This is a genomic window from Isoptericola sp. NPDC060185 (genome assembly GCF_042728595.1).
Classification (GTDB): domain Bacteria; phylum Actinomycetota; class Actinomycetes; order Actinomycetales; family Cellulomonadaceae; genus Isoptericola.
On sequence record NZ_JBHWYY010000053.1, the window covers coordinates 14,548 to 27,148 of the forward strand.

The window sequence follows — 12,601 nt, forward strand, 5'->3', positions numbered from 1 at the left end:
CCGACGCGGCCGCCGCTCACCGGGTCACCGGCAGCTCGGGCGACGACACGTCGATGGTGCGCGCGCCGTCGTCGAGCTTGCGCACCGTGCGCACCGCCTCGACCTTGAGGGCCAGCCTCGAGCTCCCGCCCCACACCACCGTCGTGCCGTCGTCGAGCACCGTCGTGACGGCGTCCTGGGTGTCCGCGCCGACCTGCTCCACCTGCTTCGCCAGCCCCGGCGGCAGCGCGGCGAGCACGTGCAGCGCCGCCTGGAGCGCCAGCGCGTCGTCCAGCGGCACGTCCACCTGCGGCAGGCCCTTCGGCGCGGAGCCGCGGGTCGCCACGCGGACGCCCGAGGAGTCCAGCAGGGCGAGGCCGTCGCCGTCGGGCACCGCCGCCACCGGGACGCGGGGCGTCACCTCGACCGCGAGCCCGTGCGGCCACGACCGCGCGATGCGCACGTCCTTGACGCCGCGCAGGCGCAGCACCTGCTCGCGCAGCGACACCGTGTCGAGCCGCGGCAGGGGCGTGCCGTCCGGCGCCTCGACGATCTCGCGGACCGCGGCCTCGTCGACGTACTGGTCCACCCCCGAGACCGAGACCTGCGCCTTCTCCAGCGCCAGCACCGGGGACCACAGGGCCGCCACACCGAGGCCCACCACCAGCGCCACCGCGAGCACCCACGCGAGCACGCGGCGCCACGCGCGGTGCCGCCGCATCGCCGTGCGCTCGGCGAGCCGGTCCGCCATCGCGGTCGACACGCGCGGCGGGACCTCCACCCCGGCCGGGACGACCGCGGTCGCCGCGGTCCGGACCTGCTCGACACGCGCGGTGCCGCGGGAGTCGGTGCGGGGGGCGCGGCTCGGGCGGGCCGCCGGGGTGCCCGTGGGGGCGGTGGCCGGGGCCGGGCGCGACGTCGCCGTGCGCGTCGCGCCCGTCGCGGGACGCTGGTCCGTGCTCGGGCGCGGTCGGGCTGGCGGTCGCATCACCCCATGGTCTCGTCGCGGGGACCGGCGGCGGGCGACGCCACGCCGGAGCCGCGCGCGGCGAGGTCCGCGAGGATCACGGGGCCGAGCTCGGTCACGTCGCCGGCGCCCACCGTCAGCACCAGGTCGCCCGGACGGGCGAGCGCGGAGACGACGTGCGCCGCCTCGAGGCGGTCCTCGACGGCGCGCACTCCCCCGCCGGTGGCCGTGCGGTCCAGCAGGTCCGTGATCGTCCGCGGGCCGACCGCCGGGTCGACGTCCTCGCGCGCCCGGTAGACACCCGTGACGACGACCTCGTCGGCGAGCGCGAGGGCGGCGGCGAACCGGTCCGCGAAGATCCGCGTGCGCGAGTACAGGTGCGGCTGGAAGAGAACGACGATGCGCCCCTGCCCCGCCACCGGCCGCGCGGCCCGCAGCAGCGCGGCCACCTCGGTCGGGTGGTGGTCGTAGCTGTCGAAGACCCGGACGCCGTCGGCCTCGCCCTTGGGCTCGAAGCGCCGCCCGGTGCCGACGAACGTCCCCGCTCCCTCGACCGCCGCCGCGGGGTCGGCCCCGAGCAGCACCGCCGTGACGACGGCGGCCGTCGCGTTGAGGGCGTTGTGCGCGCCGGGGAGGGCGAGCCGCAGCTCGTGCGGTTCCTCGCCCAGCGGGCCTCCGGACACGACCGCGGACACGGTGCCCGCGCCGACGACGACGTCGCGCACGCGCACGTCCGCGTCCCGCGCCTCCCCGTAGGTGACGACGGCCCGGCCGGCCGCCCGGTGGGCGGCTGCGAGCGCCGCCGACCCGGCGTCGTCCGCGCACGCCACGAGGGTGCCACCGACCACGATCCGGTCCGCGAACTCCACGAAGGCGCGCTCGAACGCCTCCTGCGACCCGTAGTGGTCGAGGTGGTCGGGCTCCACGTTGGTCACCACGGCCACGAAGGGCGCGTAGTTGAGGAACGAGCCGTCGGACTCGTCCGCCTCCGCCACCAGCACGTCCGAGGTGCCCAGGTGCCCGCCGGGCACGGCGCCCTCGTGACCGTCGGCGTCACGGACCCGCACCGTGCCGCCGATGGCGAACGAGGCGTCCACGCCGCAGGCGCGCAGCACGGTCGCCACCATGGCCGAGGTCGTGGTCTTGCCGTGCGCGCCCGCGACGGCCACCGCGCGGCGGTCCAGCATCAGCGAGGCGAGCGCCTGCGAGCGGTGCAGCACCTGGACGCCGGCCGCGCGCGCGGCCGCCAGCTCCGGGTTGGTCTCCCGCACGGCCGAGGACACGACGAGCGTGTCCACCAGCGGGGCTCCGTCCGGGCCCACGACGTGCGCCGCGTCGTGGCCGACCCACACCCGCACGCCGTCGGCGCGCAGCGCCTCGAGGGCCGGTCCGGCGGCAGCGTCCGAGCCCTGCACGTCCACCCCGCGGGCGGCCAGCAGCCGGGCGACGACGGAGACGCCCGCCCCGCCCACGCCCACGAGGTGCACGCGGCCGAGCGACCCGACCGGCGCGACGTCGGCCGCGGCGCTCATGCCCGGGCCTCAGCGCCGGCGGCGACGGCCTCGGCCACGAGGTCCGCGACGCGCGCGGCGCCGTCGCGCACGCCGGTCGCGCGGGCCGCGGCTGCCATCGACTCGAGCCGGGCGTGGTCGCCGAGCAGCGCGGGAACGTGCTGGGCGACCCAGGCGGGCGTGAGGTCGGCGTCGTCGACCAGGACGCCGCCGCCCGCCTCGACCAGCGGCGCGGCGTTGAGGCGCTGCTCGCCGTTGCCGATGGGCAGCGGCACGTAGACCGCCGGCACGCCGAGCGCGGCCAGCTCGCACACGGTGCCCGCGCCCGAGCGCGCGACGACGAGGTCGGCGACGGCCAGCGCGAGCTGCATCTCGGACAGGTACTCGCGCACCTGGTAGCGCCCGGCCTCGTGACCGCCCGCGGCCGTGGCGGCCTCGACGGCGGTGCGGACCGGGCCGTCCTTGCCCTTGCCGGTCAGGTGCAGCACCTGGACGCCCGCGCGCAGCAGGGCGTCCGCCGCGCCCGCCAGCGCGGCGTTCACCGAGGCGGCGCCGGAGGAGCCGCCCGTGACGACGAGCGTCGGGAGGGCCGGGTCGAGCCCGAGCGCGTCGGCGGCCTCCACCCGCGCGCCGACCGGGTCCGCCTCGCGACGGGCGACGAGCTCCGCGATCTCCGCGCGCAGCGGCAGGCCCACGACCTGCGCGCCGGGCAGCGGGGTGCCGGGGAACGTCGCGCCGATGCGGGCCGCCCAGCGGGCGCCGAGCTTGTTGGCCAGGCCCGCGCGCGCGTTCTGCTCGTGGATGACCACCGGGACGCCCTTGCGCCGGGCCGCGAGGTAGGCCGGCGTCGAGACGTACCCGCCGAAGCCGACGACCGCCTGGGCGCCGATCTCGTCGATCGCCGCCTCGGCCGCCTTCACGGCGGCGCTGAGCCGGCCGGGCAGCTTCAGCAGGTCCACGCTCGGGCGCCGCGGCAGCGGCACGCGCGGGATCGGCCACAGCCGGTAGCCGCGCTCCGGGACGAGATCGGCCTCGAGCCCCGACGTGGTGCCGAGGGCGAGGATCCTGGCCTCCGGCTCGCGGGCGCGGAGCTCGTCCGCGACGGCGAGGAGGGGGTTGACGTGGCCGGCGGTGCCGCCCCCGGCGAGGACGACGGACGTGACTGCAGAGCTCTTCACACGCAGGACCCTATCGGCCGGAGCGGTCCTCCCGGCCCTGCCCTCCCCCGCGGCGCCCGCGCCGCGAGAGCACGGCGACGGACCTGCGCACCACGCTGCGGCGCGCGGCGAGGGCCTCCGCGGCGCCGGGCTCGCTGCGCGCGAAGCTGATCACCATGCCGAGGGCCACCATCGTGGTGATCAGCGCCGACCCGCCGGCCGAGACGAGCGGCAGCGGGACGCCGATCACGGGCAGCACCGCCGTGACCACGCCGATGTTGACGAACGCCTGGCCGACCACCCAGCAGCCCACGGCCGCCGTGGTGATCTTCACGAACGGGTCCGGGTGCCGGCGCACGACCCGCGCCATCGCGACGCCGAGGACGGCGAACAGCGCGAGCACCAGCAGGGTGCCGAGCAGGCCGAGCTCCTCGCCGATCACGGAGTAGATGAAGTCGTTGTGCGCCTCGGGCAGGTACTTCCACTTCTCGCGGCTGGCGCCGAGCCCGACGCCGAACAGTCCACCGGTCGCGAGCCCGTACAGCCCGTGGATCGACTGGTAGCACTCGCTCGCGGCGTCGCAGGTGGAGCCGTAGGTCGCGAGGATGCGGGTGAGGCGGTCGGAGCTGTTCTGGTTGACGATGAACGCCCAGCCCACCACGAGCGCCGCGCCCACCCCGCCGACGGCGAGCATCGAGGCCGGGGCACCCGAGACCCAGTACGCGCCCAGGCCGAGAAGCGCGATGATGAGCGCCGTGCCGAGGTCGTTGCCCATCATGACGAGCCCGAGGACGGCCCCGAGGCCGATCACGCCGGGCACCAGCGCCTGGGTCCAGCTGCCCAGCAGGCGCTGCTTGCGGCCCAGCACCGCGCCCAGCCACACGGCCATGGCGAGCTTGGCGAGCTCGGACGGCTGGATCTTCACGGGACCCAGGGGCAGCCAGTTCTGGTTGCCGTTCACCGCGTGCCCGAAGACCACCACGGCGCCCAGCAACGCGATGGCGACGATCAGCGCCGGCCAGGCGAACCGCTTGTACCAGCGCACGGGCAGCCGGGTGGCGAGGAGCATGAGCGGCAGCCCGATGAGGGCGTAGCGCGCCTGCACGACGAACGCCGCGTACGGCGAGCTCCCGGCGGCGATGGACGTCACCGTCGAGCTGGAGAGCACCATGACGAGGCCGATGACGAGCAGCAGCCCGGTGGCGCCGACCAGCAGGTAGTAGCTGGTGACGGTGGAGTTCCACTGCCCGAGCCAGGGCCGCTCGGCGGTGCGCCTCGACGCCCCCTTCGACGGCCCGGGGGCCCGACCCTTCGACGGCCGGCCCGCGGACCCGCGGGGTCCGCGCCGGGTGCCCGTCGTGACCGCCATCCCGACACCCCTCGCTCGTGTTGCGACGGCTGCCTGCCGCCTACAGCTCCGCCACGGCCGTGGCGAACGCCTCCCCCCGCTGGGCGTAGGAGGCGAACTGGTCCTGCGACGCGCCCGCCGGCGCCAGCAGCACGGTGTCGCCCGGCCGGGCCAGGTCCCGTGCCGCCGCGACCGCGCGACGCATCACGGAGCCAGTGTCGCCGGGATCCACCACGACGACGGGGACCTCGGGGGCGTGTCGGGCCAGCGCGCCCCGGATCGGCTCCGGGTCGACGCCGATCACCACGGCGGCGCGCAACCGGTCCGCGCGGCCGGTGACGAGGGAGTCGAACGACGCCCCCTTGGCGAGCCCACCGGCCACCCAGACCACGGTGCCCGCCGGGAAGCCCGCGAGCGAGGCGGCCGCGGCGTGCGCGTTCGTCGCCTTGGAGTCGTCCACCCAGGCGACGCCGTCGAGCTCCCGCACCCGGGCGATGCGGTGCGCGCCCGGTCGGAAGGCGCGCAGGCCGTCCCGCACGGCGGCGGGCGCGACGCCGTGGGCGCGGGCGAGCGCGGCCGCGGCCAGCGCGTTCGCGACGACGTGCGCGGGCACCGCGCTCCCCGCGGGGCCGGGAGCGAGGTGCGCCAGGTCGGCGAGCGTGCCCAGCTCGGCGGCGGTGCGCTGCCGGTCGCGGGCGCCGGGCGCCGTGTGGAAGGCGCGGTCGACGAGCACGTCCTCCACGACGCCGAGCTGCCCCGGGCCGGGGGCGCCGAGCGTGAACCCGACGGCGAGCGCGCCCTCGGTCACGTCGGCCTCGCGCACGAGCTCCTCGGTGCACGGGTCCGCCACGTTGTACACGCAGGCGCGCTGCGCCCGCGCGTAGATCCTCCCCTTGTCCGCGGCATAGGCCTCGAGCGTGCCGTGCCAGTCGAGGTGGTCGGCCTCGACGTTGAGCACCGCGGCCGCCTCGAACGACGTGCTGAGCGTGTGGTGCAGCTGGAAGCTGGAGAGCTCCACGGCCAGCACGTCGAAGGACGGGTCCTGCGCCGCCTCGACGACGGGCGTCCCCACGTTCCCGACCGCGGCGGCGCGCAGACCGGCCGCGGTGAGGATCGACGCGAGCATCTCGACGGTCGTCGTCTTGCCGTTGGTGCCCGTGACGGCGAGCCAGGGCGCGGGCCCACGCCGCTCCCCCGACGCCGGCGCACGGTCGACGCGCAGCCTCCAGGCGAGCTCCACCTCGCTCCAGACCGGGACTCCCGCGGCACGTGCCGCCGCCAGCAGGGGCGCGCGCGGCGCCCATCCCGGCGACGTGACGACGAGGTCCGCCTCCGCGACCAGCCGCGCGGCGGTCGCCGGGTCGTCGGCGTCGTGCACGTCGGCGTCCTCGGCCCGGCCGTCCACGGTGACGACCGAGGCCGCCCGGCCCGCGAGGGCCTCGACGACCGCCCGGCCGGTGACGCCGAGACCCGCCACGACGACGCGCGCGCCCTCCGGCAGCGTCCCCGGCGCGGGCTCGGTCACGTGGCCACCCACTCGGCGTAGAAGACGCCCATGCCGAGCGCGGCGAACAGCCCGGCGATGAGCCAGAACCGGATGACGATCGTGACCTCGCCCCATCCGGACAGCTCGAAGTGGTGGTGCAGCGGCGCCATCTTGAACACGCGCCGGCCGGTCATCTTGAAGAAGCCGATCTGGATGACGTCCGACATGACGATGACGACGAACATCCCGCCGATGATCGCGGCGAGGATCTCCGTGCGCGACAGGATCGAGATGCCGGCCAGCGCACCGCCCAGGGCGAGGGAGCCGGTGTCGCCCATGAAGATCTTCGCGGGGCTGGCGTTCCACCACAGGAAGCCGATGCAGGCGCCCGCGACCGCCGCGGCGACGATCGCGAGGTCCTGCGGGTCGCGCACCTCGTAGCAGCGGGGCCCGGCGGCTGCGAGCCGCTGGCACGACTGGTTGAGCTGCCAGATGCACACGAGGACGTACGCGCCGAAGACGATGATCGAGACGCCGGTGGCCAGTCCGTCCAGGCCGTCGGTGAGGTTCACCGCGTTGGACCAGGCGGTGATGAGGAAGTTCGCCCAGATCACGAAGAGGATCAGGCCGACCGTCACGCCCGCGAACGCCAGGTCGAGGTTGGTGTCCCGCAGGAAGGAGATCCGCGTGGACGCGGGCGTGCGGGCGTTGGCGTTGGGGAACTGCAGCGCGAGGACCGCGAAGCTGATCCCGACGAAGCCCTGGCCGATGATCTTCGCCTTCGGCGTCAGGCCCAGCGACCGCTGCTTGCGGATCTTCGTGAAGTCGTCGAGGAAGCCCACCACCCCGAGGCCGGTCATCAGGTAGAGGCACAGCAGCGCCGACGCGCTCGGCGGCCGACCGGCGACCAGCATCGACACCGCCACGCCGACCAGGGCCGCCGCGATGATGACGACGCCGCCCATCGTCGGGGTGCCGCGCTTGGTGAAGTGCGCCGTCGGCCCGTCCTGGCGGACGAACTGGCCGTAGTTGCGGTGGATGAGGAACCGGATGAACAGGGGGGTCCCGAACAGCGCGACGAGGCCGGAGACGCCGGCCGAGACCAGGATCGCGATCACGGGGCGACCTCCACGGCCGGTGCGCCCGCCGCCGGGCCGCCCGCGGCGAGCTCGTCGCCGAGCTCCCACAGCCCGGACCCGAGGGAGGACTTCACGAGGACGACGTCGCCCGGCTCGAGCGCCTCGGCGAGCACCGCGCGCGCGGCGTCGAGGTCAGGCACGAAGACCGACTCCTCTCCCCAGGACCCCTCCTGCAGGGCCCCCTCGTGGATGTGGTACGCCCCGTCGCCGACGACGACCAGGAGCTTGACGTTCAATCGCACCACGAGGCGGCCGATCGCGTCGTGCGCGGCGCGCGAGCCGTCGCCCAGCTCGAGCATCTCGCCCAGCACGGCGACCGACCGGCGCGTGCGGCCGGCCATGACGGCGAGGGCGCGCAGCGCGGCGCGCATCGAGTCCGGGTTGGCGTTGTAGGCGTCGTCCACGACGGTCACGCCGTCGGGGCGCTCGGTGACGGCCATCCGGTGCGGGCTGACGGGCGTCGCGCGCGACAGCCCCGTGGCGACGGTCTCCACCGTGCCCCCGAGCGCGAGGACGACGGCGGCCGCGGCGAGCGCGTTGCTCACGTGGTGGGCGCCGACGAGCCGCAGCTCGACCGGGGCCGCGCCCGCTCCTGCGGCGTCTCCCCCGACCACGAGGCTGAACCGGGCCCGGCCGGAGCCCCCGACCTCGACGTCCACGGCGCGCACGTCGGCCGACGAGATGGTGCCGAAGGTGGTCACGGTGTGCTCCGGCGTCGCGAGGGACGCCATCGCGGCCACCCGCTGGTCGTCGGCGTTGAGCACGACGGTGCCCCCGGGCACGACGCCCGAGACCATCTCGGACTTGGTGGCCGCGATCGCCTCGACCGAGCCGAACTTGCCCACGTGGGCGACGCCGACGGCGAGCACGACGCCGACGTCGGGCGGCGCGATCCGCGTGAGGTAGGCGATGTTGCCGGGGCCGTCCGCGCCCATCTCCAGCACGAGGAACCGGGTGGCAGCGGTGACCCGCAGGACGGTCAGCGGCAGGCCGACCTCGTTGTTGAACGAGCCGGTCGGCACGACGAGCGCCTCGGCGGGCGAGACGCCGTCCGGCAGCAGATCGGCCAGGAGCTGGCCCAGCAGGTCCTTGGTGGTCGTCTTGCCCACGGAGCCCGTGACCGCCACGACCTTGAGGTCACCGGCGGCGCGCACGTGCGCCAGGACGGCGCGCGCGAGCTCGCCGAGCGCGGCCTGCACGTCGTCGACGACGACCGTCGGGACGCCCTCGAGCTCGCGGGCGGCCAGCACGAGCGTGGCGCCTGCCTCGACCGCGCCGCGGGCGAAGTCGTGCCCGTCGACCCGCTCGCCGGGCAGCGCGACGAACAGGCTCCCGGGGCCGACGCGGCGGGAGTCCACCTCGACGGGCCCGGTCACCGGCGTGCCGGCGGCGGCGTGCAGCCGTCCCCCGGTCGCCTCGGCGACGTCGGCGGCGGTCAGCGCGATCATGCGGTCGTCCTCTCGTGCCGCCGCTGCAGCGCGCGGCGGGCCTCTTCCCGGTCGTCGAGCTCGAGGTCGACGCCCGCGACCTCCTGGATGGTCTCGTGGCCGCGCCCGGCGACCAGGACGGTGTCGTCGGCGCCCGCGTCGAGGACGGCGGCCTCGATCGCGGCCGCGCGCGGCGCGACCTCGGTCACCACGACGTCGCGTCCCGCGGCGCCGGCGGCGTCCGCGGCCGCGCGGGCGCCCTCGAGCACCACGGCGCGCACCGCGGCCGGGTCCTCGCCGTGCGGGTCGTCGTCGGTCACGACGACGACGTCCGCGCCGGCCGCGGCGGCCGCGCCCATGGCGGGCCGCTTGCCCTTGTCCCGGTCGCCGGTCGCGCCGAAGACGACGACCAGCCGGCCGGCCGTGGTCGGGCGCAGCGCCGCGAGCGCGAGCTCGAGGGCCTCCGTGTTGTGCGCGAAGTCCACGACGACGCGCGGGTGCCCGCCCGTGCCGGCCCCGACGACCTCCATGCGGCCGGGCACCACGGCGGACAAGCCGTCCGCGGCGGCGAGCGCCTCGGCGACGTCCTCGACGTGCGCGCCGCCCTCGAGCACCATCGCGACGGCCAGCGCGGCGTTCGCCACGTTGAAGTCGCCGGGCAGCGAGGTCGACGTGCGCAGGGAGCGCCCGTCGGCGTGCGTGAGCGTGAAGGCCGAGCCGGTGCCGCGCGGGGCGACGTCGGAGACGGTCCAGTCCGCGGCGGCCTCGCCGTCGCGCGCCGCCCGGGTGCGCAGGGTCGCGACGGGCACCTCCGCGGCCTCCGCCATCTTCTCGCCCCACACGTCGTCGACCACGACGACGCCGCGGCGTGCGTGGTCGGGCGTGAACAGCGACGCCTTGGCCGCGAAGTAGGACGGCAGGTCGCCGTGGAAGTCCAGGTGGTCCTGGCTGAGGTTGGTGAACCCGACGACGCCGAACTCGATGCCGTCCACGCGGTGCATGGACAGCGAGTGCGAGGAGACCTCCATCGCCAGCGTGCGCACCTCGTCCTCGCACATGGCGGCGAGCAGCGCCTGCAGGTCGGCGGCCTCGGGGGTGGTCAGGCGGCTCGGGAGCACACGGTCCCCCGCGCGCATCTCGACCGTGCCGATCAGGCCGCCCGTCCAGCCCAGGGCGCGCAGGAGGTGGTCCACCTGGTAGGTGGTGGTGGTCTTGCCGTTCGTGCCGGTCACGCCGAAGGTCATGAGGCGCTCGGCCGGCGCGCCGTAGACCCACGCCGCGACGGGGCCGAGGACGGCGCGGGGGTCGCCGGCGACGAGGACGGGCACCGCGGGGTCGAGCGCGTCGGGCCCGGCGGCGAGGGCGGCGGCCCCGGCCGCGTCGGTGAGCACGGCGCGGGCGCCGCGCGACACCGCGTCCGCGGCGAACCGCGCGCCGTGCGCGTGGGCTCCCGGGAGCGCGACGAACAGGTCGCCGCCTGCGACGACGCGGTTGTCGGACGCGACCGAGGTGACGACGACGTCGGCGGGGACCTGCGGCCGGGGTCCCCCGGCCGGGCCTGCCGGCGTCGTCACCTCGAGCCCGAAGGTCAGGGCGAGGTCCCGCACCCGTCGGGGCGTCGTGCCCGCGGGCCGGATACGGGGAAGCGGGGATGTCACGGAGAAGAACCTACCGTCTGCTCGCTGCCCGCCCGGCACGGGACGTGCCGGGCATGACGTCCGTCACGACCGCCCCGCACGCCCTGGTCACCGGGCCCGCGGGCCTCACCAGGTGAGGTCGTAGGGGTCGGACGGCTTCGTGCTCGGGGGCACGTCCATCTTCTGCAGGGTGTAGCCCATGAGCTCGCTGAACACCGGCGCGGCCACCACGCCGCCGTAGATCGACGACTGCGGGCTGCGCAGGAAGACCGAGACCGTGTAGCGGGGGTCCTCGGCCGGCGCGACGCCGATGAACGACGCCATGTAGGTGGTGCCGCCGCCGGGCAGCCACATCTGGGCGGTGCCCGTCTTGCCCGCGACGCGGTAGCCGGGCACGCGCGCGTTGGCGGCGGTGCCCTCCTCCCCGGTGACGGACTCCATCATGCGCATGAGGGAGCTCGCCGTCTTCTCCGAGACGACCCTCGTCTTCTGCGGCGCCGCCGCGGGAATGAACGTGCCGTCGGGCGCCGTGGTCCCGGCGTACAGGCTGGGCTCCACGCGCACCCCTCCGTTCGCGACCGTGGAGAAGACCTGGGTGGCCTGCATGGCGTTCACGGCCACGCCCTGGCCGAACAGGATCGAGTACGGGGTGCGGGCGTCGTGCGCGAAGCTCTGCTCGCTCGGCAGGATGCCGGCCGACTCCCCCGGCAGCCCCAGACCGGTCTGCTGGCCGAAGCCGAACTTGCGCAGGTAGTCGTATCGGACCTGCTCGGGGATCTTCTCGCCGATCTGCACCGTGCCCGTGTTCGAGGAGTGCGCCAGCACTCCCGCCAGCGTCAGCCGCTGCACGGGGTGGTCGTGGGAGTCCTTGAACGTCTCCCCGTTGGGGACCGTGTAGCGGTACGGCACGGTGAATTGGCTGTCGGGCTTCCAGTAGCCGCCCTCGAGCGCCGCGGCCATCGTGATGACCTTGCCCGTCGACCCGGGCTCGAAGACGTCCTTCACGGCGCGCGAGCCGTTCGCGACCGCCGACGTCGACCGGTCGTTCGGGTCCACGTCGCCCGAGTCCGCCACCGCGAGCACGGTGCCGTCGCGCACGTCCTGCACGACGGCGATGCCGTACTTCGCGCCCGACGACGACACCGCGCCGTCGATGAGATCCTCGGCCTTCCACTGCACGTCGGAGTCGATGGTGAGCCGGACGTCGCTGCCCGGCACCGCCGGGGTCGAGTCCTGCTGGGAGTTCGGGATCTGGACGCCGTCGCGGCCGCGCTCGAACGTGACCTTGCCGTCCGTGCCCGCGAGCACGTCCTCGTAGGCGCGCTCCAGCCCACCCTGGCCCACCTGGTCGCGGTCGACGTAGCCGACCAGCGTGCCGGCGACGACGCCCGCCGGGTACGTGCGGCGCGACGTGAGGTCGGTGGTGATGTAGGCCTGCAGCTGCAGCTTCGCGATCGCGCGCTGCATCTCCGGGACGGCGTTCCGCTTGAGGATCACGTACCGGTCGTCGCCGTTGAGCTTCGCGGCGAGCTGCGCCGGCTGCTCGTCGAGGACGGGCGCCAGGAGCTGCGCGATGCCGAGCGCGCCGTCCTGCACCGCCTTCCCCGTGGCCGAGTCCACGCGCTGCCCGCCGCGGAAGCCCTGGATCGCCTTGGTGTCGGCGGCGATCGTGTAGCGGTCCACGGACGTCGCGAGCACGCGCCCGTTCGCGTCGACGATGTCGCCGCGGTGCGCGACCTCCACGGTGCTCGTGGTCCGCTGCCGCTGGGCGTCCGCCGCGAGCGCCGGGCCCTGGATGATCTGCACCTGGACGAGCCGCCCGACGAACACGGTCAGGACGAGCGCCGCCAGGACCATGATCCAGCGCTGCCGGCGGCTCGGGTCGCCCGGGCCGCCCCGCGGCGCCGACCCGGCGCGCGGGCGCGGCGGCGTGCCCCCACCGCGCGCGGG

General features: G+C 75.8%; 9 protein-coding genes. All 9 read right to left on the bottom strand.

Annotated features, from left to right (window positions below; translation table 11 throughout):
- Positions 1–16: 16 nt before the first annotated feature.
- Positions 17–967, bottom strand: a complete 951-nt coding sequence (locus tag ACFWDO_RS15535) for an FtsQ-type POTRA domain-containing protein (RefSeq protein WP_380319507.1) — start codon at positions 965–967, stop codon at positions 17–19.
- Positions 967–2,478 (bottom strand): UDP-N-acetylmuramate--L-alanine ligase, encoded by a 1,512-nt coding sequence (gene murC, locus ACFWDO_RS15540; RefSeq protein ID WP_380319510.1) that lies wholly within the window; start codon positions 2,476–2,478, stop codon positions 967–969. Before murC ends, ACFWDO_RS15535 begins: the two co-directional genes overlap by 1 nt.
- Complete coding sequence (murG, locus tag ACFWDO_RS15545; protein WP_380319557.1) at positions 2,475–3,641, bottom strand: undecaprenyldiphospho-muramoylpentapeptide beta-N-acetylglucosaminyltransferase; 1,167 nt, start codon at positions 3,639–3,641, stop codon at positions 2,475–2,477. Before murG ends, murC begins: the two co-directional genes overlap by 4 nt.
- 4 nt (positions 3,642–3,645) lie before the next feature.
- A complete protein-coding gene (gene ftsW, locus ACFWDO_RS15550) occupies positions 3,646–4,983 on the bottom strand; it encodes a putative lipid II flippase FtsW (protein WP_380319513.1) in 1,338 nt (445 codons plus the stop codon).
- A gap of 40 nt (positions 4,984–5,023) precedes the next feature.
- Positions 5,024–6,583, bottom strand: a complete 1,560-nt coding sequence (gene murD / locus ACFWDO_RS15555; protein WP_380319516.1) for a UDP-N-acetylmuramoyl-L-alanine--D-glutamate ligase — start codon at positions 6,581–6,583, stop codon at positions 5,024–5,026.
- Positions 6,484–7,566: a phospho-N-acetylmuramoyl-pentapeptide-transferase gene (gene mraY / locus ACFWDO_RS15560; RefSeq protein ID WP_380319519.1), complete on the bottom strand. Its 1,083-nt coding sequence runs from the start codon at positions 7,564–7,566 to the stop codon at positions 6,484–6,486. Before mraY ends, murD begins: the two co-directional genes overlap by 100 nt.
- Positions 7,563–9,035, bottom strand: a complete 1,473-nt coding sequence (gene murF / locus ACFWDO_RS15565; protein ID WP_380319522.1) for a UDP-N-acetylmuramoyl-tripeptide--D-alanyl-D-alanine ligase — start codon at positions 9,033–9,035, stop codon at positions 7,563–7,565. The genes mraY and murF overlap by 4 nt, the downstream gene beginning before the upstream one ends.
- Positions 9,032–10,672 carry a UDP-N-acetylmuramoyl-L-alanyl-D-glutamate--2,6-diaminopimelate ligase gene (locus tag ACFWDO_RS15570; protein WP_380319525.1) on the bottom strand — a complete coding sequence of 547 codons (1,641 nt, stop codon included), beginning with the start codon at positions 10,670–10,672 and terminating at the stop codon, positions 9,032–9,034. The genes murF and ACFWDO_RS15570 overlap by 4 nt, the downstream gene beginning before the upstream one ends.
- 105 nt (positions 10,673–10,777) lie before the next feature.
- Positions 10,778–12,601, bottom strand: a 1,824-nt coding sequence (locus tag ACFWDO_RS15575) for a peptidoglycan D,D-transpeptidase FtsI family protein (protein ID WP_380347021.1), incomplete at its 5' end; no start/stop codon positions are given.

Bases quoted from the DNA above. Each gene is read 5' to 3' on its own strand.
- ACFWDO_RS15535 (WP_380319507.1), bottom strand. From the start codon at position 967: ATGCGACCGCCAGCCCGACCGCGCCCGAGCACGGACCAGCGTCCCGCG.
- murC (WP_380319510.1), bottom strand. From the start codon at position 2,478: ATGAGCGCCGCGGCCGACGTCGCGCCGGTCGGGTCGCTCGGCCGCGTG.
- ftsW (WP_380319513.1), bottom strand. From the start codon at position 4,983: ATGGCGGTCACGACGGGCACCCGGCGCGGACCCCGCGGGTCCGCGGGC.
- murD (WP_380319516.1), bottom strand. From the start codon at position 6,583: ATGGGGCGAGGTCACGATCGTCATCCGGTTCTGGCTCATCGCCGGGCT.
- murF (WP_380319522.1), bottom strand. From the start codon at position 9,035: ATGATCGCGCTGACCGCCGCCGACGTCGCCGAGGCGACCGGGGGACGG.